Origin of the sequence: Rhodococcus sp. SB1D (assembly GCF_048573875.1) — a bacterium.
GTDB lineage: Bacteria > Actinomycetota > Actinomycetes > Mycobacteriales > Mycobacteriaceae > Rhodococcus_F > Rhodococcus_F qingshengii.
Genome location: NZ_JBMAIQ010000003.1, coordinates 206,483 through 230,101, shown reverse-complemented (window position 1 = coordinate 230,101; position 23,619 = coordinate 206,483). Strand labels below are relative to the sequence as shown.

Here is a 23,619-nt window from a genome sequence, read left to right as displayed (position 1 = left end):
CAGCGCTCCGAGCCTCGAAATCGCATGTCGTCAAGTGCAATCGGCGTCGCTGCCCGATCCAGGACTCCGCATCCGTGAGATCCAGTCTTACTCGCGTACGCGCTCGGGGCGTCATCCCCTACGGGTGAATGTCGTCGCGGGTCCGTTCATCCCTTTTGTGTGAGGCTCCGCAGAGTCGCCACCCCTAGTGTCGACCGGGAGAGAGAAGAGGTCGGCATGGGATCTGTCATCGGGGATCTGTTACCCCTCGCGGTCGGCGTTGCGGTATCGCCGATCCCGATCATCGCGGCAATCTTGATGTTGTTGTCCAAGCGTGCCGGCAGCACGAGCGTCGGGTTCGCGCTGGGCTGGATACTGGGAATCGTCGTCGCCACCGTGATCTTCGTGCTTCTGTCCAGCAAGCTCGGTGACTCCGAAGGTGATCCGTCAGCGGCAGTGTCGTGGATCAAGCTGGCGTTGGGTGTATTGCTTCTTGCGTTCGGAGTCAAGCAATGGCGCGGACGCGGAGGCGAGCACGAAACCCCGAAGTGGATGCACGCCATCGATGACATGACCGCTGTCAAAGGCCTCGGCTTGGGCTTCGCTCTGGCTGCGATCAATCCGAAGAATCTGATGATGTGTATCGCGGCCGGAATCTCGATCGGATCCGCGTCATTGGGCTCCGGAGAAGTTGTTGTCGCCATTCTGGTTTTCACGATCATCGCGGCCTGCACAGTGTGCGTGCCCGTGATCGGCTACCTCGTTGCCGCGGAGCGACTGCGTGGTCCGCTGGCCAAGCTGAAGGTGTGGTTGCAGGAAAACAACGCCACGGTGATGAGTGTGTTGATCCTGGTTATCGGTGTTGTTCTCATCGGCAAGGGCATCGGCGGTCTCTGACAACTGGAGGTGGTTATGGGATCGCTGCTACTGCAACAGATCCCGCTGGCGCTCGGGATCATCATGAGCCCGCTGGCGGTTGTCGCCGTTGTGGCCGTACTGTTTTCCGAACGAGCGCGTATCAACAGCATTGCGTACCTGATCGGGTGGTATCTCGGAATAGTTGTCGCGCTGGCCGGTTCGTACGTCATCTTGACCGCACTCCAGGTTCATCAGCGCACACACCCTCCGCTGTGGGTGCCCATCATCCATCTCGTTCTCGGGGCAACTCTGCTGGCGGGTGCCTGGTTCGTCTACTCACGCAGTCGTCGCGGGGTTCAGGCGATGGCGGCTGCAGTTGCCCCTGGCGACGTTGTGGCTGCGGCCCCTCAGCTGCCGAAGATGCTGCAATCGGTTGAGCACTTCCAACCAATGCGATCCGGTGTGCTCGGTTTCGCGCTGTTCGTTCTCAACCCCATCGACATGTCGTGTGCCATCGCAGCAGCGATGAACCTTCGTCTCAGCACCGTGGCACCGACGTCGCAGATCGTCTCGGCCGTGATCTTCTCGCTGGTGTCCGTGACCTCGGTCGCGGTACCTGTTGCCCTCCTGCTGATCAAGAAGGACGAGGCAACCGAACCGCTGCTGAAGATCCGCACCTGGATAGCCACCAACACGCACTTGCTGAACGTCGGGCTCCTCGTCCTGATCGCGGCGATGCAGATCAGTAAAGGGGTGCAAGGACTATGAGTGCTCCGCACACGCGGACCTGGTGGGTCTTCGGATCGTTGTCCGACTATCAACGCGCTTGGCTTCGCCCCGACATCATTGCGGGCCTTACGGTGTGGGCTGTCCTTGTTCCGGAAGCGCTCGCGTACGCCACCATCGCCGGAGTTCCGCCGGTGGTCGGGCTTTATGCTGCGGTTCCGTCATTGATTCTGTATGCAGCAGCCGGCAGTTCGCGCCATCTGATCGTCGGGCCGATGTCGGCGACCGCAGCGTTGTCCGCGGCGATGATTGCGCCATTGGCTTCAGGAAACGACGGCCGATTCATCGCGCTGTCGGCGGCATTGGCGATCGCGACCGGGCTCGTCGGACTGCTCGCAGGATTCATGCGCCTCGGATTCATCGCGTCCTTCATCTCCGAGCCGGTTCTCAAGGGATTCATCGTCGGTCTGGCGCTCACGATCATCATCGGTCAAGTACCCAAACTCCTGGGCGTGGCCAAGGGGGAGGGAAACTTCTTCGTCCAGACGTGGACAGTGGTGAAGGAACTGGGTGAGGTCGACCTACCGACCGTGATCATCGGATTGCTCAGCCTGGCAATGGTCCTGGGCGTCAAGCGATGGCTTCCGCTCGTACCGGGTTCGCTCCTCGTCGTGCTGCTGGGCATTACCGCAGTAGCGTTGTTCGGCCTCGACGATCGTGGCATCGACATTGTCGGACACATCGACTCGGGCCTGCCGTCGATGGGTCTGCCGAGTGGTGTGGGAGCCGAGGACTACCTCGACCTGGTCGGACCGGCGGTCGGCGTTCTGCTCATCGGTTTCGCCGAAGGTCTTGGCGCTGCAAAGACATACGCGGCCAAGGCCGGCTACACCATCGACGCCAATCGTGAACTGGCAGGACTGGGTGCGGCCAATCTCGGATCGGGTCTCTGCTCGGGAATGGTGGTCAACGGCAGCCTGTCGAAGACCGCCGTCAACGGAGGAGCGGGCGCCAAATCTCAGGTCAGCGGACTGGTGGTCGCGGCGCTGACGCTGGTGACACTGCTGTTTCTCACCGGCCTGTTCGAGAAGTTGCCAGAGGCGACGCTCTCGGCTGTGGTCATCGCAGCAGTGATCGAACTGGTCGATTTCTCCTCCCTCGCAGCGCTGTACCGGGTGTGGACGAAGAGGTTGGGCAGTATCTACGGGCACGCTGCCCGGGCCGATTTCGCGGCGGCGATCGCGGCGATGTTCGGGGTTCTCCTCTTCGACACGTTGCCCGGTCTGATCATCGGAATCGCCGTCTCGATGTTGCTGCTCCTGTATCGGGTCTCCAAACCGCACGTGGCCGCTCTGGCCAAGGACGGCACGCGCTGGGTCGACATCAGTGGGCATCCTGATCTGAAGACACTCGACGGCGTCGTAGTGGTCAGGGTCGAAGCGGGGATGTTCTTCGCCAATGCCGATCACGTGCGTGATCAGATCACCGGTCTGGTGACCGCCGGCACCACCATGGTCGTTCTCGACGCCGAGACGTCACCGTTCATCGACGTCAGCGCTGCGCAGATGTTGGCTCAGCTTCGAGATTCGTTGGCACGCAGAAATGTGAGCTTCCGAGTGGCACGCGACATCGGGCAGTTCCGCGACGTTCTGTCCGGTGCCGACCAGGGCGCGCTGAAGGTCGACGTCTATCCGACCGTCTCGAAAGCGCTTGCAGGTCGAGACAACACCTCAGCGTGATGTCCGTAGCCAGATTCCCAGGGGACCGGAATCTTTGGCCACTGATCCGACGATCGACGACGCGACAACCACGATGGCCGAGAAGATGAACAGCCAGCCGATGACGGTGAACATCACGCCCAGAAGACCGAACTCGTCCTGCGACGTCTTTGTCATTCGGGGGAGGAAAAGAGTGCCGGCCACGTGCAGTCCGGTCAGGCCCGTCGCGGTGAGCAATCCTGACCCGACGCACATTCGAGTGGTCATGCGATTGGCCGTCAGCAGCATGGGCACGGCTGTCCACACGAGTGCCCACACGACGTAGACCGCTGTGAATTCCAGGACTCTGCCCACTCCCGGAACACCATTCAGTTCACGGCACAGGGCCGCACCGACCACCGACGCGGCCACGACGCACACTACCGCGAACCACCGCCACGCCTGACGGAGTGTCGCCGTCGGCACGCTCCAGATCCGTCCGTACATCCGGCCGAGAGCGCGAGCGTAGGACGTGGAACTGATCAGCAGCATGAGCAAGCCGACAATCCCGAACGCTGCCGCGGTAGAGGTACTGGTCAATACGGTGTCGGGGAGTTGGACGCCGAGGTCGTCTTTGGCGGCATCAGCCAACGGCTTCAGCTTCTCCAAGGTCGACGCTGCAATCATGACCGGGAGCAATGACGTAAAGGCCTGGGCCGCCAAAGTCATGGCGCTGTCCACGAGCCCGACTTCGAAGACCCCGATGGTTGCATCAGTCGCCAACCGTCGACTGGGTGTACGTCTCGCCCACACGGTCAATCGATCGCGCGTATCGGAATACAGCTTCGGGGGCATGGAAGCAGTCTTGCTCAGATGAGTCCGCCGCGTCGCGCAGCCTTGAGCGCGTCGCGTCGGTTGCTCACTTCCAACTTGCGATAGATCCCGCGAAGATGCGTCTTGATGGTGTTGACGGAAAGGAACAGCGTGTCGGCAATGGACTCGGTGGTGTCTCCGGAAGCCAGTTCACGGAGCACGGTGTATTCGCCTGGCGTGAGGATCGGTGCACTCACCAATTCTTGTGGGCGAATGCGGCTACGTACCTGTTCGGCAAATGCTTCCTGATCGCCGAAATGTCCACTGAACTCGTCGAACACCGGCCGCAGGGATGCGCCGTAGTCGAGGAAGGGGCGTAGCAGGCTACCGGCTTCCGCGGCGCGCAGCGCTTTGTGGAGGGAGCGAAACGACTTGCGCTCGTGACCTGTTGCAGCGTGGATCCCGGCTTCGAGTGTCCAGGCGTAGACGTGATGTGCGAGCAACGGGATTTCGGAGGACCCGAGAGCTTCGGAAACTTCGACGAGTGCTTCCGCGAACTTGTTGGACGAGAAGGCGACGGCACCCCGTGCGAGATGTATCTCCGACGTTTCTCCGAATTGATCGGCTGCGTCACGCACGAGTCTCGCTGCCCATTCCACCTCGCCGACGGAAAGGCATGCGTGGACGACGGGTGGTAGAAGAGCCAAGGTCGCGAACGCGAAGGTACGTAATTCGATCGCGCTGAGCATCGCGTCGCGGACATCGGCGGCGGTCGAGCGTCGGTCGGTCGAGCCGTCGAGACTGTGAAGGCCGAAGGTTACGACGGAGTGCCACCCGAACACCGGCGCGCTGGCGCCGAGAACGTCTGTGCTCCGGTAGTTTCCGATTGTCGGGATGCGGTACGGGAGTTCGCTCGAAGCGCAGAGATATGTGGCAAAGGCGGCCACCGACGCGGACAACTCGTACTCCGCAGTCGTCGTGATGCGATGTTCGACCGCGTAGTCGAGAGCGTAGACGGAGTGAGCCCTCATCGCCCCGATGTCTCCGCTGAGAGAAGCTACGTAGCCCAGTCCGGTCAGCGACTTCAAGACGAATCGCGCCCTGCCCCGTATTGTCCCGAGTGCGACGGCTTGAGTGTATTCGACAGTCGCCCTGTCGAACTCACGTCGCAGTAAGTGTGCCGTCGCCAATTCCATGTGTGCGTAGGCTTCGATGTCGGAGTGGGTGCTTTTCTGGCGCCGCTCCAGACGTGCCGCCAGCGGCTCGTTGTCGGAAGTCGCCGTAACGCAGGAGATTTCCAGGCTCATCGCCAGGAACAATGGATCTTCTGCAATCGGTGGATGAGTTGCCTCGAGAAGATCGAGGCACGTGGTCGCCGAGGTCACGTCACCGGAGTGGAGGGCGGCCGCCGCCAGCACCAGTCGGGTGATCGGGGATTCCGAAACCTGCGTCGACACCGATTCCAGGACTCGCACGACGTCCCCGCAGTGCCCGTCGAGTACGAGGCCCAGCCCGCAGCGTTCGAGAAACGCGAGAATGCGGTGTGGGTCTCCGATCGACACCTCGAGTTCGAGCGCCTCGAGTTCGAAGTGATTGCTTTCGAACCAGCTTGCTGCTCGCAGGTGTACGCGGTTTCTCTCGACGTGATCGACGCGACGGAACTCTGCCCGAAGGTGCTCGCGCAAGAGAGGGTGATAGCTGAACCACGTTGTGTGGTCGGCGGAATCGGTACGGGTCACGGGGAAGTTGAACTGAATCAGCGAGTCGATCTCGGATCGAGCGTTCGAGTCCGTCAGAGTTTCCGCCAGTTGGGCGGAGAAAGAATCGACTACCGATGTTCGCAACATGAACGAGGTGACATGTTCGGGCAAGGACGTCAGTACCTCGTCGACGAGAAAGTCGGCGATCGGGCGGGGTGTGTGCGTGAACTCGTTCAGTGCATCGCCGATGTCACTGCGGCCGGCCAGAAACGCGGCGGTCAGCCGAACGACGGCGCCCCACCCCTTGGTGAAGTTCTCGACGATTGCGAGTTCGTCGTCGCGCAGCGTGATGTCGTACTCGCCGAATATCGCGGTGATCTCGGAGCGATCGAAAGCGAGATCGGTGGATGCAAAGCGGGTGAGTCGGCCGTCGAGAGCCAGACGATGCCAGGTGAGCGGTGGTTCGTAGCGGGCGGCAACGATAATCGACAGGTTGCCCGGGGTCTGTGTGAGTATCCGATCGAGGAGACCGATCGACATCGGATCGTGGAGGGTGTGAACGTCGTCGAGGATCAACGTTGTTCGGCGCTCGTGCGTTTCGAGGGTTTCCGCAAAGTGCGCGAGCCACTGCTCGACGGGCGGCCTGGATCCGGTCTGCACGGGGAGCCTCTGGCCGGCCGCATCGACGGAGGTCGCGATCGCCTCGGCGAGGGATTCACACAGTATCGACACGTTGTTGTCGCGCTCGGCCAACGTCAGCCAGGCCAGCGCAACATCAGGGGAGGCTCGAGAATATTCGCGAGCCCAATCGGCCAGAAGTAGGGTCTTCCCCGCACCGGCCGGAGCCGAGAGCAACCCGACAGGCCCGGGGCCTGAGCCTTTGGTGGCAGTGGATGCGGTGAGTTTGCGGTGCAGGCGCGGACGCGCGACCAGTCCTTTCACGGCAGTTGGCGGGTGAAAACGACCGTTGAGTGCGGCGCCTGGCACGTGCGCTTGCCCGACGCGGTGAGCCGCGTCGAGCGTTACTGCAGCGGCATCACGAAATGGGCTGCTCATCCGACTCCTGTTCGACTGGCTGCACTGGACGTGACCGCTGGATCGAAATTTTGAACGAGTTAGATGATGTGAAACTACCCAATTCGGACACCAAATAAGCGTCCAAGTCGAAAATTCGGACCAAAGTCCCTGATTTAGTGAAGTGAATTTCGAACAATGAATGGTGTCGCCAGTTCTACCGCCCGAACGGCGGGGTGCGAGCAAACCTCGAATAGCGGTCGAATACCTTTTCCAGGCCCACGAGATCCGGATCTGACAACAAGGCTGCCAGAAGTACACGTGCCTGCCCGGCTCGAAGATCGGTGGAAAACACAGCGCCTGCGGCGATCAAGTCGTGCCCGCCACCACCGCCACCGTAAACCGGGGAGATTGGCCCCGAGGGCACCCGAGTTGTCACGGCTACCGGAATGTGAGCGCCTACGCAGTCTCGTACGGCCTCGACTATCGTCGGATTGGCATTTCCCGAACCGAGTCCGTCGAGAACAAGTCCCTGCGCCCCGGCGTGCACGCAGGCGTCGATTTGTACGCGGTCTGCCCCGGGATACACGGCGATGATGTCGACGCGGGTGTCCGAAATCGGATGCCACGGCAATGGTTCGGGAGTACGCAGCAGGAGCGGATCGATGTGCACGCGGCGGAAGGCATCGAGTGCCGTCGTATCGGACTTTCGCGTACCTGCGGCTGGATGGACCGAACCGCCGAAGGCGATGAGGACACCACGCCCGTGTGACGAGATGTCCAGTCCGGCTGAGATCGCCGCGGCGAGATTCGAACGAGCGTCGGATTCGGGATGGTCGAAAGTGCGCTGCGCGCCGGTGAAGACCACCGGGCGTTGGTCGTCGTGGTGCAGGTCCAACAAGAACGCAGTTTCCTCCATCGTGTCGGTGCCGTGAAGCACGACCACCGAGTCGAGTCCGGGATCTTTCAATTGATCGGCTACGGCGTCGCGAACACGATCCATGTCCGCGAAGGTCATGCTCGAGCTGTCCTTCGACATCACGTCGACGACTCGAAGCTCGATGTCGGCCTGCTCGTTGCCGACCAGATCTGCACCGGTGATTGCGGGCCGGCTGATTCCATGCGCATCCCGGGTGCTGGCGATGGTGCCACCGGTAGTGACAACTGCGACTTTCGACACTGTGGTCCTTTCACGTCAAGCTGCGGGGTGGTGGATGGCCAACTCGCGAATACGATTCCTGGCGGCGTACCAACCAATCATCAAGAGCGGTGCGATGATCGCGATGGATCCGACGGTCCACGTTCCAACGGGGTTGTCGAATGCCATCAACACGATAACGACCGCAAGAAAGACCAGTGTCGCGATCCCGGTGTACGGTGCGCCGAATATGCGGAAGGAAGGGCGAGTGACTTTGCCTTGTTTCGCAAGTTGCCAGAGCCTCAACTGGCACAGCACAATTACCGCCCATGCACTGATGATGCCCAGTGCCGCAAGATTGAGGACTATTTCGAAGGCCTGCGCTGGGACAACAGCATTGAGCCCGACGCCGAACAGGATGACCACGCCGGTGAGTGCGATTCCCCCGTACGGCACTCCGGCTTTGTTCATTCTGGCAGCGAAGGCAGGCGCCGAACCGGCCGTCGCCATCGAATGGAGTATTCGTCCGGTCGAATACAATCCGGCATTGAGGGAAGACAACGCCGCCGTGAGAACGACCAGATTCATGATCGCATCTGCGCCTTGGATGTTGATCGAACCGAAGAATGTGACGAATGGACTTTCACCGGCGTGGTATTCGGTGTACGGGAGCAACAGTGAGAGCAGCAGGACCGACCCCACGTAGAAGACGAGGATCCGAATGATCACTGTGTTGATCGCCTTGGGTATCACCTTCCGGGGATTTTCGGTCTCTCCAGCCGTGGTCCCCACGAGTTCAATTGAAGCGTAGGCGAACACGACGCCCTGAATCACCACGACTGCCGGCAGTATTCCGTTGGGGAACAGCCCACCGTTGTCGGCGATCAGGCTGAATCCGGAGGAATGCCCTTCGATGGGCGTGCCGAAGAGTACGAAATAGACACCGAACCCGAGGAATGCGGTCAAGGCCACGACCTTGATCAACGCGAACCAGAACTCCAACTCTCCGAAGACTTTCACGGACACGAGATTCAGTCCGAGAACCAGCAACACCGCGATCAGAGCGAACATCCACTGATCGATGTGTCCCAGTGGCGCCCAGTACTTTTTGAAGAAGTCCATGTACAACGCCACAGCCGTGACGTCGACCACGGCAGTCATTGCCCAGTTCATCCAGTACAACCAGCCCGCAGCGAAAGCCATCTTTTCGCCGAAGAATTCGCGTGCGTAGGAAACGAAGGATCCGGAAGTCGGTCGGTGCATCACCAGTTCGCCGAGCGCCCTCAGGATCAGGAACGCGAAGAATCCGCACAGCGCGTACACGAGAACCAAGGCCGGGCCCGCCTGTTGTAGTCGCCCTCCCGCCCCCATGAAAAGGCCGGTTCCGATCGCGCCACCGATCGCGATCATCTGAATTTGTCTGGGGCCGAGCGCCTTCTGATATCCGAGATCCTCCTCAGTGGCAACTTCGGCGCGGCCTGTCTCTTCCCGTTCGACGGTCATCAAACCTCCTCCGCAACAGCGGTGGCATGAGGCTTCTCCCCCGAAACGCGGAGATTGGCGAGATGTTCGGGGCTGAGCAACCGATCGAGTTCCTCGCGGTCGAGCAGGCCGGCTTCGATTACGAGATCGGCGACGCGACGCCCGGAAATCAACGCCTCCTGGGCGATCCGAGTGGACGCGGTATATCCGATGTAGGGGTTGAGCGCGGTGACGAGGCCGATGGAGTCTTCGACTCGGGCGCGCAGCAGTTCAGTGTTAGCCGTGATGCCGAGTACGCACCGGTCCGCCAAAATGCGGCAAGCCGCACCGAGGTGTCGCATTCCTTCGGACAGTGAGTGCACGATGATCGGCTCGAAAGCGTTGAGTTGGAGCTGACCGGATTCCGCAGCCATCGTGATCGTCACGTCGTTGCCGATGACTTCGTACGCGACCTGATTGAGGACTTCGGGAATGACAGGATTGACCTTGCCCGGCATGATCGACGAACCTGCCTGCACCGGTGGAAGATTGATCTCGTTCAATCCGGCTCGCGGGCCCGAAGAGAGCAGCCGGAGATCGTTGCACACCTTGGACAACTTCACAGCGACCCGCTTGAGGACGCCGGAGAGGTGGACGAACTGGCCCACGTCCTGGGTCGCTTCGACAAGATCCGTTGCCAACACCAGCGGCAGTCCGGTCAGTGCGCCCAGGTCGGAACAGGCCACCTCGGCGTAGCCGGCGGGTGCGTTGAGGCCAGTGCCGATAGCAGTCGCACCGAGGTTGATCTCGTGAACGAGAAGAGCGGCCTCAGCCAGACGCGCCCGATCCTCCTCGATCATGACCGCGTAGGTCCCGAACTCCTGACCCAGGGTCATCGGCACGGCGTCCTGCAGTTGGGTGCGTCCCATCTTCACTGTGTCGGCGAACTGAAGAGATTTGGTCGTGAATGCGTTCTGGAGTGTAAGAAGTGCATCCAGCAGGTCATCGATCGCGAAGATCGTCGAGATATTCACGGCCGTGGGGTAGACGTCGTTGGTCGATTGGCTCAGGTTCACGTGTTCATTGGGGTGAAGCCGTTCGTAGTCGCCGCGCTGGTGGCCGAGGATTTCCAACGCGCGATTGGCGATGACCTCGTTCGCATTCATGTTCGTCGACGTGCCGGCGCCACCCTGGATGACGTCCACCACGAACTGTTCGTGCCACCGCCCGTCCACGATCTCCTTGCATGCCTGTGAGATGGCCTCCGCGCGCGGGCGGTCGAGGATGCCCAGCTTTTCGTTTGCGCTGGCTGCGGCCCACTTGACGTAAGCGATGCCGCGGATCAGATGCGGGTTCGTGGCGATTGTTCGACCAGTGATCGGGAAGTTCTCCATTGCGCGCAAGGTGTGGATACCCCAGTACGAATCGGCTGGAACCTCGCGATCGCCGAGCAGATCGTGTTCTGTTCGCGTTTCGAGCACTTGATCAATTCCTCGTGTCTCTTCGCGCAAGCATCACTCTGCGCGGTGGGTGTATTTCGGGATCGCAGCGCTGACGGTCGAGTAGTAGTCCCGCCCAGCTATCGGGCTATCAGGCTGTCTGACAGGTGTAATTGTTACCTCGCTCACTCCGGCACGTCAACCCTTCATCAGGTGCGATGTTTGACGCGGGTCTTCGGCAGTCGCAACAATGACGGCATGAACCTGTCAGACAGCTGGGCCACCAGGCGACCCGTCGCCTCGCGGGTGAGTGCTGCCGAGGCGGTTCTCGCCGACCTCCGTGCCGCAATAACCTCCGGCGAACTGGCAGTCGGAGAGCGTCTCCCGTCCGAGGCGTCCCTGGCCGAAAGACACGGGGTCAGTCGATCGGTCATCCGTGAAGCCCTGCGCTCGTGCCATGCCCTCGGGCTCACCGAGACGAAATCCGGGCTCGGCACCTTCGTCGTCAGCGATTCGATAGCGCGAGACCTCGACTTCGGCAGCTACGCGGCCAACGAGTTGGTCGAAGCGCGGCCGCATGTCGAAATTCCGGCCGCAGGATGGGCTGCCCAACGGCACACAGCGGAGGAACTGACGGCCCTCCGCGGACTGGTCCAGCAGATGCGTGACGAGGATGATCCGCTCGTATGGGTCGCACTCGATGCGCAGTTCCACGGACTGATCGCGAAAGCCAGTAGGAATCGGGTCTTCGAGTCGGTAATCGTCGATATTCGTGAAGCGTTGACAAGGCAGTCCGAGACACTCAATCTTGTTGCCGGTCGCCAGGAAAGGTCGAACGAGGAACACGAACGAATAGTCGAAGGAATCGCATCCGGCAGTTACGACCACGCCTCCAGAGCGATGGCCGAACATCTCGACGCCGTCAGGATGACGCTTGAAACTCTTGTCCAAGAAAGTAATCCGCTGTGACGGCGCTTCCGGGTAGGTCTGCCCTCGTCTGCGTTATCCTCGCGGTATCAGTGACCGGGGCGTTGGCCGGCTGCAGTTCGTCCGACACCCCGGTGACGTCGACGATCGCCGCGTCAGCGACGACAGCGGCAGCTGTATCGATTACGGGCGTAAAGCCGCCATCGACCCCGGAATCCGAACGGGCGCTCTTCGATGCGGTGGACCGCAATGATCCCGCAGCTGTTACCGCGGCCCTGGCTTCGGGCGCGAACATCGAAGCTCGCGGCGAGGGCGAACGGACTCCACTCGTCGAGGCCGCCAAGAACGACGCTGTCGCTGCGGCTTCTACGTTGATTCTTGCCGGAGCAGACGTGAACGCGAAGGATTCCATGCAGGATTCGGCCTTCCTGTATTCCGGAGCCGAGGGTTTGAACGAGATTCTGGCGCTCACGCTCGCCCACGGCGCGGACGTCGACAGCGTGAACCGTTACGGCGGTACGGCGCTGATTCCCGCGAGTGAACACGCGCATGTCGAGAGCGTCCGGATGCTGATCGCTGCCGGGGTTCCGGTCAATCACGTCAACGATCCCGGGTGGACGGCGCTACTCGAAGCCGTTGTGTACGGCGATGGTTCGGCGCGCTATATCGATGTGATCACTCAGCTTCTCGACGCGGGGGCAGATCCCTCGATCCGCGATGCATCGGGGAAGACCGCGTTGGACAATGCCGAAAGTCGTGGTCAGTCAGACGTTGTGGCGCTGCTTCAATCGCGGAGCTGACGCCAACGAGTCGGGCTCAGCCCGTAGGCCTGTCGAAAGCGTCGGCTGAAGTGTCCGGCGTCGACAAACCCCGCCCGGTGCGCAACGGTCGCGATCGGCAGATCGACGGTAGCGGGTCGAGCCAGTTCGTCCCGAGCCTTCTGCAGGCGCTGGGTGATGATCCACTGTTCGATCCGAAAGCCGTTGTCCGAGCAGATCTTGTACAGCTGTCGCAGTGAGATGTTGTGGGCGTGAGCAATTCGTGCGGGATTCAGTGTCGGATCGTGAAGGTGTTCACGGATGTATCGACGGATCGAAGTCATGGCAAGGGCCGATCTCGGAGCGGATGCGTCAGGATTCGCATGTGCGATCGAAGCGACCAAAGCACGTGCGAGTTCGATCGAGGCCTCGCCCAATTGTTCGGCGGCAGGATCGGTCTCCAACAGAGCGGCGCTGCGGAACAATTCACGAACGTGCGCGATCATCACGGGGTACAGATTGCTGTGATGAGGCCGGGTAGCTGCGTCCCGCACGGTGTCGATCGGCAGTCCCAGCCGATCCATCGGAACGTAGAGGCACTGGGAAGCGCCCGTTCCCGGCCAGGAGAAATCGTAGGTCGACGTCAGGTCCGTCATCAACAGCTCACCGGCGGGCACTCTGCGTTGTTCGTCGTGCTGATCTAGATGGCCGATCCCGATCTCCTGCAGGGCAATCGCAAGGACGGGCATCGACGCGGACCGGACGTGACGTGGTGTTCGGGTCAACCGCATACCGGTCGACTCGGAGCGGAACAGTGATGCTGCACCGAGGTTCCACACGTTCATTCTCGCACTCACCCGTTCCGGGTTCTCCAAGTGGATTGCACACGGGACCGAGGCACGACCCATCGCGTCGACAAAGGCGTCCGCGCGTTGGTCAGGCTCCAACACGGAAGTATCCAAGAGCAAAGCCATGCAGCCCTGATACCCCGCGATGCGGACGCTCAACCAGAAGTTGTGCAGTGTGAGCTCAAAAGTCTGCACGGACAGTCACGTCCGTCGCAGCAGGTATTTCTAGGATCGAAACGGGCGTGTCCCGGCCTACCGCAGTTTCTCGCTTTTCGACGAGAGTGAAGGAAACGCATGAAGATCTCACGTGTATTCACCGCAGTTCTGGCGTTACTCATGACAGTCGCGGCTGGAGTGATCTTCGGCTCCGGCGCTGCGGTGGCGAGCCCCAAGCCAACCGTCGTTCTCGTCCACGGCGCTTTTGCCGACGCGACCAGTTGGGACGGCGTTGCCGCCGACCTACGTTCGCGTGGCTATCGCGTCGTGGCGCCGGACAATCCTCTACGCGGGCCCGCTTACGACGCGTCCGTGATCGAGAAGACGGTTGCGGACATCGACGGACCTGTCGTGCTCGTCGGACACTCGTACGGCGGCGCGGTGATCACCAATGTTCACGACCCGAAGGTGCAGTCGTTGGTGTACATCGCGGCGTTTGCTCCGGTTCAGGGTGAGCCGGTGCAGATCACGATCGATCCCATCAGGTTTCCTGGCAGCCAATTGCTTCCTCCGGCTCTGGGATTGAAGATCGTCGACGATCCTCACGCGATCGGCGGGAAGAACGTCGACGGCTACGTCACGGACGAGTATTTCCATTCCGTCTTCGCTCAGGATGTTTCCGACGAGACAGCGGCAACGATGTTGGCGCATCAGAAGTCTGCGGCTTTGTGGGCGAACCTCGAGCTCGGCGGGCCACCGTCGTGGGCGAACACACCGAGCTGGTATCTGGTTGCCGGTGAGGATCGCGTGATCCCAGCATCGGCGCAGCGGTTCATGGCAAACCGGATGGGCGCGAACACCAGCGAACTCCCGACCTCGCACGCATCGCTGGTTTCCCGGCCAGGGGCAGTGGCAGACGTGATCGTGGCGGCCGCTCACGGGTGAGTGTGCGACCGCCACGAAAGTAGAACAGGGTCAGGCGGAAACGATTACCGAGGAGCCGTGTCCGAACAGACCTTGGTTGGCGGTGATACCGATGCGGGCGCCTTCGACCTGACGGCCTTCGGCCTGTCCACGAAGCTGCCAAGTGAGCTCGCACACCTGCGCAAGTGCCTGTGCGGGAACGGCTTCGCCGAAGCACGCGAGACCGCCGGACGGATTGACCGGGATGCGGCCTCCGATACTGGTGTCACCCGCACGCAGGAGGTGCTCGGCCTCGCCCCGCTTGCAGAGGGCAAGGTCTTCGATCCAGTCCAGTTCCACGGAGGTAGCGAGGTCGTAGACTTCGGCGACGTCGACGTCCTCGGGAGAGATCCCGGCTTCTTCGTATGCGGCGTAGCCGATGGATTCCTTGAACGTGCGCTCCGGAGCGGGAACGGCGGAGCTGGAATCGGTGGAGAAGTTCGGCATGTCCATGATCGTCTGGGGGAACGTCGGCGTGACCGTCGAAATAGCCTTGATGCGAACAGGTTCCGCGATGCCCATCTTGCGGGCGTATTCCATCGACGTCAGCAAGATTGCGGCGCCGCCGTCGGACGTCGCGCAGATGTCGAGCAGGTGAAGGGGATTGGACACCACGGGGGAGGCCAACACGTTCTCGACGGTGACTTCCTTGCGGTAGCGCGCATTCGGATTGCTCAGCCCGTGCCTGGCGTTCTTGACCTTCACGTTGGCGAAATCCTCCGCGGTGGCGCCGTAGAGGTCGATGCGACGACGCGCGTTGAGCGCGAAGTACGCCGGGTTGGTCATACCCATGAGGCGGAAGCGCAGCCAGTCCGGGTCGTCCCAACGCTCACCGGCGACGGGAGCGAGGAAGCCCTTCGGCGTGGTGTCGGCGCCGACGACCAGGGCAACTTCGCTGAGGCCGGCCAGGATTCGTGCGCGAGCGGTGTCGAGTGCCTGGGCTCCCGTCGCACACGCGGCGTACGACGTGGCGACGCGAGCGCCGTTCCAGCCGAGTGCCTGCGCGAAGGTGGCTCCGGCGACGTATCCGCCGTAGCCGTTGCGGACGGTCTCGCCGCCGACGATGAAGTCGACATCCTGCCAATTCACACCCGAATCGGCGAGCGCGGCGCGAGCGGCCGCAACGCCGTATTTCACGAACGACTGCCCCCACTTGCCCCAGGGGTGCATACCGACACCGAGTACTGCGACGTCCTTGCTCATGACTGCAACTCCTGATCAGCTGCGGCGACAGGCTTCCATCGCCACGTCGTACGTACTCCGGTTTCGTCGGTGTACAGCGGCTCGACAACCAATTCGACGGTATTGCCGACCTTGAGATCGTCGACGCCGAATCCGTCGGCCACCTGGCCGAGGATGACGATGCCCTCGGGCAGTTCGACTGCTGCGAGAGCAAAAGGCTCGTACGGATCCGAGCGCGGGATGTATGGCGGCGGGGGCTGGTATTGCGCGTCGGTGTACGACCAGACAGTGCCGCTACGGGAGAGTTCCACATCGTCGAACTCCTCGCTGAAGCAGCTCGGGTTCTTGCAGAACGTCGCCTCACGAGGGAAGGAAATGGTGCCGCAGGATTGGCACTTCGTGCCGATCAGAGCAGGTTCGTCGCCGGTGGTGAACCAACCCTCTACTGCAGGCGTCACACTCCCGTTCGGCGCCGGCGTTGCAGTCTCGCTCATGCAATCCTCATCTGGTTGGCGAGCCTGATCCGGGGGATCGTGGGCCCGCTGTGCCGCTTACTGGAACAGGTTGCAGTATTACACGATTTCGGCCGCTGACGGGCAAAAATTTTCGCTGAGTGGGACGTTGCCGGAACGCAGACGGCCCCGCCGGGCAGACGAGTCTGCAGGCGGGGCCGTGTGCGTGAAAGTAGCTGTTTACCTGTAGCGGATCAGCGAACGCGTACAGGTCGACCGAATCGACGCGTCGGTTTCACCCGGGCCGCAGCGTCGAGGATGGAGGTGATCTCGACCTGATCCAGAACCTTTTCGCGGGCACGATCGTGCGCAGCGCCGCGTTCCAGTTCCGCCTTGTCGATGGCATGCCAGCCCTCGCGGTCGACGACGTCGGACTGTCGCGCCCGGACCAGACGATCGACTGCGGAGTCGTCGGCGACCGGGTTGGTCAGGCGTCCGTCGTTGAAGTCGTCGACGAGCATCCTGATCGTTTCCTGCGCGCAGGACTTGTTGGTGCCGATGAACCCACTCGGTCCGCGCTTGATCCAACCGGTCGCGTAGACCCCGGTGGCGGGATCACCGTTCGGAGCTTCGAGGACTCGGCCGTTCTCGTTCGGAATGACCGACGCACGCTCGTCGAACGGGACGCCGGGGATGGGCACTCCGCGGTAGCCGATCGAGGTGAGGACCAAGCCGGTATCGATGGTCTCGGTATCGCCGGTTGCTTCGATCTGCACGGTTCCGTTTGCGTCGACAAGAGCGTTGCGAGCGAACGCGATTCCGCTGACCTGATCGTCGCCGGTGATCGAGGTCGGCGTGAGCAGGTAGCGCAACGTGATGCGCTTGTTACCGACGTCGACGTGATCGCGGTTCTTCAGGGCTTCGAGGAGACGCAACTTCTGCTCGACGGCATGCGGGAGTTCGCCGCGTTTTGCCAGTTCTTCGGTGGCCGAGTCGAGAACCATGTCGTCGGGTCCGACAGAGAGTTCGATGTCCGGCAGTGCCATCAGGCCGGTGAACTCGGGGACCGTGAACGCGGACTGCGCGATTCCGCGTCGACCCACGATGACAACTTCTTCGACGCGACTCTTCCGCAGAGCGGCGAGTGCGTGAGCGGAGATGTCGGTACCGGCCAACTTCTCGGGATCGGCCGTCAGAATGCGAGCGACGTCGAGCGCGACATTTCCGTTTCCGATGATGACCGCGCGGCGATGTGAAAGGTCGAAGACGTCGTCGGCGTGATCGGGGTGGCCGTTGTACCAGGCTACGAAGTCGGTGGCCGAGGCCGTGCCAGGCAGATCAGCGCCCGGAATGCCGAGACCACGGTCGGACGAAGCGCCGACTGCGTAGAGCACCGCATGGTGATTTTCGAGCAGTTCGCTGTGCGAGATGTGCTTGCCGATCTCGACGTTGAGGTAGAACTCGAAACCCTTTTGTGCGGCGATCTTGTCGAACAAGCGAGTGACCTGCTTGGTCTTCTGATGGTCCGGAGCAACGCCGGCGCGAACCAAGCCGTAAGGCACAGGAAGGCGATCGAAGACGTTGACCTGCACGTCAGGCTGAGTCAGCAACTCGTCCGCGGCGTACATCGCCGACGGTCCGGAACCGACGATCGCAACGCGCAACGGCGGTCGGCCCTTGTCGACGTGGGCTGCCGGGATGACCTTGGCGAGAAGCGGCCTGGGTCGCTCTTCCTTGTAGAAGTCCGCATTGATGGACAGGAAGACTCGCTGCGGGTCGGTCAGCTTCGACTCGGGGACGATGGCGTCGACCGGGCAGGCCGAGACGCATGCGCCACAGTCGACGCAGGCCTGCGGATCGATGTGCAGCATCTCGGCGGTGAGGAAGTCCGGCTCGTCCGGCGTCGGATGGATGCAGTTGACCGGGCAGGCGTAGACGCACGAGGCGTCGCTGCAACAGGACTGCGTGACTACGTGTGGCATGGCGCTATGAGTCCGATCTCGACTGTCCGGGAGCTACGCGGCGGCGTTGTGCGAGCTGCGGTGAGGTTCGCTACGGAAGCGTGATGCGCGGCCGTCCATCTTGCAGGCCTTCCACACCAGGCGCGAGGCACGGTTCATCAGACCGGTGTCGGTGGCCAGCATGCGGACGTCACCGAAGTAGTTGCGCAGGGTCTGGCGCGACTCGGGCAGATCCCAGAACAGGTCCTTCTTCACGGACTTCGGGATGTCGAACTGCTTCCAGAAGGACTTCGGCGGGATGACGATGGCGTCACAGAGAATGCGCATGACGATCGGGAACAGCAGCGAGAGGACAAACCGGTTCGGGCGTGACATCAGCGGGATGCGACGGCTCAGAAGCTTGTGCGCGAACGAGATATGACGCGCTTCCTCGGCTACGTGGATGGCCATGACCGACTGCATGATCGGGTGGATCTGGCCGCCGGCGCGCAGGATGCTCTTCTGAATGTGGTCGATCGGCTCTTCACCGGCGAGGACACCGACGAAGAACAGTTCGGGGAACGGACCCGCAGCGAGGGGGATGAAGGGTGCAAGCATCTTCATCGGACGGCTCATCCCGGGAGCGTCGGCACCGATGCGGTTGACCATCTCCTGGAACATCATCGTGTGGTTGCACTCTTCGACCGACTCGTGCGTGCAGTAGCGCGCCTCGGCCGAATCGTTGGGCAGTGAGAAGACGTACTGCATCATGCCGCGGATCAGGATGTTCTCGAATTGGAGACCGACCTTCGCGACATTGGCCTGGCGCCACATGCCGATTTCGATCTGCCTGGCCTCGGACTGCGACTGGTACCACGGGTGTGCGCCCAGCGGGTCAGTCTCGGCCGGGAGGATCCAGCGGCGATCGTTCGGGACGACGGCAAACTCGGGGGAGTCCCAGTCGATGTCGAGGTACGGGTCGAAGTGCTTGTGCACCGAGCCCTCGGACAGGAGTCGAAGCGTCTCGTTGTACGAGTCGTCGGATGCTTCTCCGCGCTTGTCGAGCGGCGATGTGAGCGTCATGGCGTCTCCTCTTCGTTTCGGTCACCGCTGGTATTTCTCGCGGTGTTCGGTGGAATCGAGGGCCGGTTGTGTGATCGCTGGCACTCGGTCTGGATTTAATGTAACCCGAGGTATCAGGAAAAGCTAGTGGCAGATACTCCTGAATCCCGACGAATTCTTGACACGGCCGAAACGGCGCCATAACTTACTTTTGAGTAATTTCCGCGGTGCGTCCGAAGTGGGCTGTTCAGGGACGGGTTCGCACCGAATCGCACGCGAAGATCGAACCGAGGCCGACGTGATCAGATCGATTCTCAGCAATCTTGCATTGAGACCGCCGACGCGTCTGCGCTCCCTTGTTCCGTCTCGCGGCGTCACGCTTTCCGACAAGACCATCGTCCTGACGGGAGCCTCGTCGGGGATCGGTGAGGCGACAGCTCATCTTTTGGCTCGTCGGGGAGCCGAGATGATCCTGGTCGCGCGCGGTGAGGAAAACCTCGAACACGTACGGGACGAGATTCACCGCAGGGGAGGATGGGCACACATCGTGCCTGCGGACCTCTCCCGCGGTGAAGCCGTTGACGAACTCGCGGAGACGATCGCGGATCGATTCGGGTCGGTCGACATCCTCGTCAACAATGCGGGTCGCTCGATCCGGCGTACCGCGTTGGATTCGGTCGACCGATTCCATGACTACGAGCGCACCATGGCGCTGAACTACTTCGGGCCGACAAGACTGACGTTGCGGCTACTGCCCGCGATGCTCGAGGCGAAGTCCGGACACATCATCAACGTCGGAACCTGGGGAGTCACTGCGGGCGTGATGCCCAGGTTCAGCGCCTATCACGCGTCGAAGTCTGCTCTCAGTGCATTCGGCCGAAGCCTCGGCGCGGAATGTCACGGCACCGGTGTCGATGTCACCACAGTGCAATTCCCACTCATACGAACACCGATGATCGCGCCGACGGCGGATTACGTGAGCCAGCCGGCGCTGACGGCCGATCAAGCTGCATCGTGGATCTTGAGGGCGATCAATACGCGTCCCGTCGAGCTGTATCCGCGGTACGCGGGGCTGTTACGAGCGATTGACGTTGTATCCCCTTCTGCCACTGACGCTCTCGTGCGAAGGGCCGGGATCTGAGGGGCTGGGATTTGAGGGGTTGGGATCTGACCAGAAACGTGCACCAGCACCGGGGCATGGTTCGTCCCCGGTGCTGATGTATTCGATTGTCGCGATTCACGCCGCTGTGGGTGGGCTGTTCCCGCCGATCGGCTGTTGATACGGATCGATCGACATCGGTGGATAGAACACCGTCTTTCGATCCGGTCCGATCTCCACCCGCCATTCCGTGTGGTGCATCGTCCGGTGGTGATGACCGCACAACAAGATCAGGTTGTCGAGATCTGTTGGGCCACCATCGTTCCAGTGAACAATATGATGGGCATCGCACCACCCCGACGGAGTCCCGCACCCCGGAAACGCACACCCACCATCCCGAACCGCAAGAGCCCGCCGCTGCGGAACGGTCGCCGTTCTCGCTTCCTTACCGCAGTCGAGCGGAACACCGTTCTCATCCAACAAAATTCGCGTCACGGTGCAGTCGCACGCCAACATCCGCGCGGTATCGATACTGATGGGGCCCACCCAATCCGTCCACGCGAAACCCAGTTCCTGAGTCGACGGCAAGAGGTCTTTCAACGCTTGCAGGTCCGTCATGTCTTTCGCCGACGCAGTCACCGTGATGTGCGGTTTCACCCCGCCCTCGATCGGACCCAACCCCGCCCGCTCGTACCGCCGCAACAATTCGCAGAACCCGTCCGCCCGTCGTAATGCCGGCGTACGGGTGTCCTTCACGCCGTCCTTCTCCGGCGTCGGAGCCGACAGGCTCGACAACAACGTGATCAACCGTGCCCCGTTGATCGCATCCAGATCCCCCTTCACAGTGACCCGCCCGTACAAGCCTTTCGAGGCGTAGAACTCGTTACGTTCGGAATCCTCGCCGACCGGGATGCCGTCCTCGCGCTTGCCGTACTGCTTCTCGATTCGGCGGATCGCTGCCCGCACTGCATCGCAATCCGCAATGTTCTTCGACGCCAGGCCAAGCAGGATCCTGCGGGCCTTGTCCACATCCGTCGGGGTCATGTTCTTCGGTGGATGCTGACAGAACGACGCGACCTGCCGGGCTTTCAACGCATCCACGTCACCACGGTGAAACGCATCGCCCACAACGGGTTCGAGCATCAACAACCGCGCCAACCCGACCAGCAGACTGCACTCACCGATCTCCAGATTCGTCGACCCGTGCAACCACTGCGCGATCGCCCGAAAACCCTTCCCGCCGAGAACGTCCCGGGAAAACATCTCCACGATCAGCAACACCATCCGCGACTGCAACTCGTGCCGGGCGCGCACCAGATCCAGAACCTCCCCCTTGAGGCCCTCGCCATCCAGCTGCCACGCATCCCGACTGTCCATGCCGAAAGCATAATCGAACAAAGTTTCGAACACAAGAGAATGTGGATCGAAAATTGCTGCTATCAAATCGATTTCGACATTTCGGACAGTCGGTTATAGGCGGGTCGCCGACGTAGTCCACGTGCGCCGACGAGTGCGAGCGCCACCATCAACCCGGAGCGCAACAGCATCACGTCGGAATTGTCTGAGCCCCAGCACATTTTGCAATCGGCGTCGATCATGTTGCCGCCTGTCCCCGGCAAGCGCATGGGTCCAGCCGAGCACCAGGCCCAGGAGTGTCATCGCCAGCGTGATGGGAACGAAGACCACCAGGACCCGCAAGAAATGCCCTCGAACAAGGCTGGTGGATTCGCGAAGATCGACGAGTGGTGGAAGCGCCGGACACGACGGACACCGATTTATTACTCATCGGTCTGGTGTCGAGTGCGCATCTGCAGTCCCGAGCCAAAACCAATCTTCAGCGCTTCCGGCGGCCGAACAATACGCCGACAGTCGAGATCATGATCAGCGCCACAAGAACGACGACGATGTACGACCTGTCCGCGGCCGGTGCCACCGTTTCGCTTTCTTTGGTCACTGCATCAGTGAATGTACAGCTTATGCCTGGAGGGAACCATCCTCAGAAGTCTGTAATTCCTGCCGCTACCCTCTCCGCCCGGCCGGGAAGGAGATAATTGAATCGTGATGGGATTCCATAGTGATCAATGCACCAGCTGGGCTGATGTTGGAGGCGCAAAGAAAATGCGTCCAACAAATAGACCAAGGTTAGTGCGATCAGCGATATTGCTAAAGACGCTTGGCTTGCTCGTAATAATCGAATCTTCACGACTCGCCCGCAACAGTCACGTCATCATGGGGTGACGATGGTATTGGTTGCTGCGATCCACCGAATCCGGCCGTGCTCAAAATTGACCTGTCGACTTTGGGAGTCGCCGAGCTCTCCTGACATCGGTAGTTCAAATCGACCATCCTCGCAGCCCTGCTTCCCATAGCCAGCAAAGATAGCACCGTGGACACTTTCTCCGTGCCGAGAAACAATCGATCGTGAGATCGGGGAAGTGGTTACTGCTAGTCCGCGACAAACAGCTCGCTATTCTCATCGAATGGATCAGGCAGTGTCGAACTCGCAGGCAACGAGAAGGTCCGGTGCTCTTCGTTGGGTTGTTTTGGTAAACGCACTTATCGCAGCGTCGGCGTCGGCGATGTATGTCGCAGCGAAATGCCATCTCACCTGGCCCGAACCTGCGGATAGTGCACTCTCGATCGCCGGTGCGGTCGTTCTCTGGGTCCTCACGGCGAGTGTTGCAATCGTGCTGCTCGGAGTGTGCTGGTGGCAGCGACGCCGATGGTTGTGGTCCGATGTCGCTGTTCCGGTTCTCGTGGTGATCGCACTCGGGATCGCGGCCGCGGGGCAGCCACATTTCGATCAGTATCGGGCAGACTTCGAAACCGTTGCACAGCAACTACTTCAAGAACCTGACGATCCCTATTCCGATGGGTATCATCGTGATCTACGAATCGGCAGATTCGATATCTCCTATGCCAACGTCAGCAGTGAAGGCCACGTCTATTTCTATGACGCACGAGATGGATTGGACATCTTGGACAATCCCGGCTGGGTGTATGCACCCGATGGTGTGTCCGACAAGACCTTCAATCAGCTCCGGCTGGAAGACATCGGGGGCGGATGGTACCGATTCCCTCATCTTGTCGTTGACAGCTATTGAAACTCAAACCACCAGACCCTCCGCTCGAAGTCTCGGGCGAATGTGGTGACGCCGACCAGCATTCCTGAGGCGAAGGGAAGTAGGAGTACGAAAAGCGTCGTGAAGGTCAAGGCGGTGGCGGCGCGGCAACCGCCACCCCCGTCGTACCAGCGCGAGCAGATGTCCCCGAAGTCCCAACTCTCGCCCCAACGCTGAACGAACCAGCCCGAAAGTGCGGCTGTCAGGATCAGTAGGAATATCGTCGCCAGTGACCATGCGATCTACCCTCGGCATCGCCGCCAGGTCGCACACATCATCGGCGAA

General features: G+C 61.3%; 19 protein-coding genes. 8 read left to right on the top strand and 11 right to left on the bottom strand.

Going from position 1 to position 23,619, the window contains the following annotated elements; genetic code table 11:
• Positions 1 to 216 precede the first annotated feature (216 nt).
• The 3 genes from ACN50D_RS09830 to ACN50D_RS09820 are packed head-to-tail and all read left to right on the top strand — an operon-like array spanning position 217 to position 3,302.
• Positions 217 to 876, top strand: coding sequence for a GAP family protein (locus ACN50D_RS09830; RefSeq protein ID WP_211921711.1), 660 nt, complete (start codon positions 217 to 219; stop codon positions 874 to 876).
• Positions 877 to 891: 15 nt separating this feature from the next.
• The gene (locus ACN50D_RS09825; RefSeq protein ID WP_042451601.1) at positions 892 to 1,605 is read left to right on the top strand and encodes a GAP family protein; all 714 of its coding nucleotides are present in this window, start codon (positions 892 to 894) and stop codon (positions 1,603 to 1,605) included.
• Positions 1,602 to 3,302, top strand: a complete 1,701-nt coding sequence (locus ACN50D_RS09820; RefSeq protein ID WP_211921709.1) for a SulP family inorganic anion transporter — start codon at positions 1,602 to 1,604, stop codon at positions 3,300 to 3,302. The genes ACN50D_RS09825 and ACN50D_RS09820 overlap by 4 nt, the downstream gene beginning before the upstream one ends.
• Here ACN50D_RS09820 and ACN50D_RS09815 read toward each other — a convergent pair.
• The 5 genes from ACN50D_RS09815 to ACN50D_RS09795 all read right to left on the bottom strand — a co-directional run bounded on the left by ACN50D_RS09815 (position 3,294) and on the right by ACN50D_RS09795 (position 10,867).
• Positions 3,294 to 4,115 (bottom strand): hypothetical protein, encoded by an 822-nt coding sequence (locus tag ACN50D_RS09815; RefSeq protein WP_003942972.1) that lies wholly within the window; start codon positions 4,113 to 4,115, stop codon positions 3,294 to 3,296. The two genes, ACN50D_RS09820 and ACN50D_RS09815, sit on opposite strands and share 9 nt — an antisense overlap.
• 14 nt (positions 4,116 to 4,129) lie before the next feature.
• Positions 4,130 to 6,829, bottom strand: coding sequence for a helix-turn-helix transcriptional regulator (locus ACN50D_RS09810; protein ID WP_211921707.1), 2,700 nt, complete (start codon positions 6,827 to 6,829; stop codon positions 4,130 to 4,132).
• Positions 6,830 to 7,004: 175 nt separating this feature from the next.
• Positions 7,005 to 7,967 carry an asparaginase gene (locus ACN50D_RS09805; protein ID WP_063315509.1) on the bottom strand — a complete coding sequence of 321 codons (963 nt, stop codon included), beginning with the start codon at positions 7,965 to 7,967 and terminating at the stop codon, positions 7,005 to 7,007.
• Positions 7,968 to 7,982: 15 nt separating this feature from the next.
• The gene (locus ACN50D_RS09800) at positions 7,983 to 9,428 is read right to left on the bottom strand and encodes an amino acid permease (protein ID WP_211921705.1); all 1,446 of its coding nucleotides are present in this window, start codon (positions 9,426 to 9,428) and stop codon (positions 7,983 to 7,985) included.
• A complete protein-coding gene (locus tag ACN50D_RS09795) occupies positions 9,428 to 10,867 on the bottom strand; it encodes an aspartate ammonia-lyase (RefSeq protein ID WP_050655022.1) in 1,440 nt (479 codons plus the stop codon). Before ACN50D_RS09795 ends, ACN50D_RS09800 begins: the two co-directional genes overlap by 1 nt.
• Before the next feature lie 216 nt (positions 10,868 to 11,083).
• On the opposite strand from ACN50D_RS09795, the gene ACN50D_RS09790 reads away from it, so the two are divergent.
• Positions 11,084 to 11,794, top strand: a complete 711-nt coding sequence (locus ACN50D_RS09790; RefSeq protein ID WP_050655023.1) for a FadR/GntR family transcriptional regulator — start codon at positions 11,084 to 11,086, stop codon at positions 11,792 to 11,794.
• Between the two features lie 50 nt (positions 11,795 to 11,844).
• Entirely contained in the window at positions 11,845 to 12,552 is a 708-nt protein-coding gene (locus ACN50D_RS09785) for an ankyrin repeat domain-containing protein (protein WP_307850501.1), read from the top strand.
• Here the strand turns inward: ACN50D_RS09785 and ACN50D_RS09780 are convergent.
• A complete protein-coding gene (locus ACN50D_RS09780) occupies positions 12,537 to 13,553 on the bottom strand; it encodes a helix-turn-helix domain-containing protein (RefSeq protein ID WP_230691778.1) in 1,017 nt (338 codons plus the stop codon). The two genes, ACN50D_RS09785 and ACN50D_RS09780, sit on opposite strands and share 16 nt — an antisense overlap.
• 99 nt (positions 13,554 to 13,652) lie before the next feature.
• Here ACN50D_RS09780 and ACN50D_RS09775 point away from each other — a divergent pair, with 99 nt between their 5' ends.
• Positions 13,653 to 14,459 (top strand): alpha/beta fold hydrolase, encoded by an 807-nt coding sequence (locus tag ACN50D_RS09775; RefSeq protein ID WP_064075045.1) that lies wholly within the window; start codon positions 13,653 to 13,655, stop codon positions 14,457 to 14,459.
• Positions 14,460 to 14,489: 30 nt separating this feature from the next.
• Here ACN50D_RS09775 and ACN50D_RS09770 read toward each other — a convergent pair whose 3' ends face one another.
• The 4 genes from ACN50D_RS09770 to ACN50D_RS09755 all read right to left on the bottom strand — a co-directional run bounded on the left by ACN50D_RS09770 (position 14,490) and on the right by ACN50D_RS09755 (position 19,134).
• The gene (locus ACN50D_RS09770) at positions 14,490 to 15,680 is read right to left on the bottom strand and encodes a lipid-transfer protein (RefSeq protein WP_030536146.1); all 1,191 of its coding nucleotides are present in this window, start codon (positions 15,678 to 15,680) and stop codon (positions 14,490 to 14,492) included.
• A complete protein-coding gene (locus ACN50D_RS09765) occupies positions 15,677 to 16,153 on the bottom strand; it encodes a Zn-ribbon domain-containing OB-fold protein (protein WP_037126255.1) in 477 nt (158 codons plus the stop codon). Before ACN50D_RS09765 ends, ACN50D_RS09770 begins: the two co-directional genes overlap by 4 nt.
• 212 nt (positions 16,154 to 16,365) lie before the next feature.
• Positions 16,366 to 18,093: an FAD-dependent oxidoreductase gene (locus tag ACN50D_RS09760; RefSeq protein ID WP_208690122.1), complete on the bottom strand. Its 1,728-nt coding sequence runs from the start codon at positions 18,091 to 18,093 to the stop codon at positions 16,366 to 16,368.
• A gap of 33 nt (positions 18,094 to 18,126) precedes the next feature.
• On the bottom strand, positions 18,127 to 19,134 hold the full coding sequence (locus ACN50D_RS09755; RefSeq protein ID WP_003943163.1) for an AurF N-oxygenase family protein: 1,008 nt from the start codon (positions 19,132 to 19,134) through the stop codon (positions 18,127 to 18,129).
• Positions 19,135 to 19,411: 277 nt separating this feature from the next.
• Between ACN50D_RS09755 and ACN50D_RS09750 the strand changes: the two genes are divergently transcribed.
• A complete protein-coding gene (locus ACN50D_RS09750) occupies positions 19,412 to 20,254 on the top strand; it encodes an SDR family oxidoreductase (RefSeq protein WP_074447109.1) in 843 nt (280 codons plus the stop codon).
• A 96-nt stretch (positions 20,255 to 20,350) separates the two neighbouring features.
• On the opposite strand, the gene ACN50D_RS09745 is transcribed toward ACN50D_RS09750, so the two are convergent.
• Positions 20,351 to 21,589, bottom strand: coding sequence for an HNH endonuclease signature motif containing protein (locus tag ACN50D_RS09745; protein ID WP_211921704.1), 1,239 nt, complete (start codon positions 21,587 to 21,589; stop codon positions 20,351 to 20,353).
• Positions 21,590 to 22,692: 1,103 nt separating this feature from the next.
• Between ACN50D_RS09745 and ACN50D_RS09740 the strand changes: the two genes are divergently transcribed.
• Complete coding sequence (locus ACN50D_RS09740; protein ID WP_054186991.1) at positions 22,693 to 23,316, top strand: hypothetical protein; 624 nt, start codon at positions 22,693 to 22,695, stop codon at positions 23,314 to 23,316.
• Positions 23,317 to 23,619: the final 303 nt, after the last annotated feature.

What these genes read in the sequence shown, in the direction of transcription:
- ACN50D_RS09745 (WP_211921704.1), bottom strand. Translation starts at nt 21,589, where the DNA reads ATGGACAGTCGGGATGCGTGGCAGCTGGATGGCGAGGGCCTCAAGGGG.
- ACN50D_RS09790 (WP_050655023.1), top strand. Translation starts at nt 11,084, where the DNA reads ATGAACCTGTCAGACAGCTGGGCCACCAGGCGACCCGTCGCCTCGCGG.
- ACN50D_RS09815 (WP_003942972.1), bottom strand. Translation starts at nt 4,115, where the DNA reads ATGCCCCCGAAGCTGTATTCCGATACGCGCGATCGATTGACCGTGTGG.
- ACN50D_RS09775 (WP_064075045.1), top strand. Translation starts at nt 13,653, where the DNA reads ATGAAGATCTCACGTGTATTCACCGCAGTTCTGGCGTTACTCATGACA.
- ACN50D_RS09755 (WP_003943163.1), bottom strand. Translation starts at nt 19,134, where the DNA reads ATGACGCTCACATCGCCGCTCGACAAGCGCGGAGAAGCATCCGACGAC.
- ACN50D_RS09740 (WP_054186991.1), top strand. Translation starts at nt 22,693, where the DNA reads ATGGATCAGGCAGTGTCGAACTCGCAGGCAACGAGAAGGTCCGGTGCT.
- ACN50D_RS09800 (WP_211921705.1), bottom strand. Translation starts at nt 9,428, where the DNA reads ATGACCGTCGAACGGGAAGAGACAGGCCGCGCCGAAGTTGCCACTGAG.
- ACN50D_RS09810 (WP_211921707.1), bottom strand. Translation starts at nt 6,829, where the DNA reads ATGAGCAGCCCATTTCGTGATGCCGCTGCAGTAACGCTCGACGCGGCT.
- ACN50D_RS09765 (WP_037126255.1), bottom strand. Translation starts at nt 16,153, where the DNA reads ATGAGCGAGACTGCAACGCCGGCGCCGAACGGGAGTGTGACGCCTGCA.
- ACN50D_RS09770 (WP_030536146.1), bottom strand. Translation starts at nt 15,680, where the DNA reads ATGAGCAAGGACGTCGCAGTACTCGGTGTCGGTATGCACCCCTGGGGC.
- ACN50D_RS09825 (WP_042451601.1), top strand. Translation starts at nt 892, where the DNA reads ATGGGATCGCTGCTACTGCAACAGATCCCGCTGGCGCTCGGGATCATC.
- ACN50D_RS09830 (WP_211921711.1), top strand. Translation starts at nt 217, where the DNA reads ATGGGATCTGTCATCGGGGATCTGTTACCCCTCGCGGTCGGCGTTGCG.
- ACN50D_RS09820 (WP_211921709.1), top strand. Translation starts at nt 1,602, where the DNA reads ATGAGTGCTCCGCACACGCGGACCTGGTGGGTCTTCGGATCGTTGTCC.
- ACN50D_RS09760 (WP_208690122.1), bottom strand. Translation starts at nt 18,093, where the DNA reads ATGCCACACGTAGTCACGCAGTCCTGTTGCAGCGACGCCTCGTGCGTC.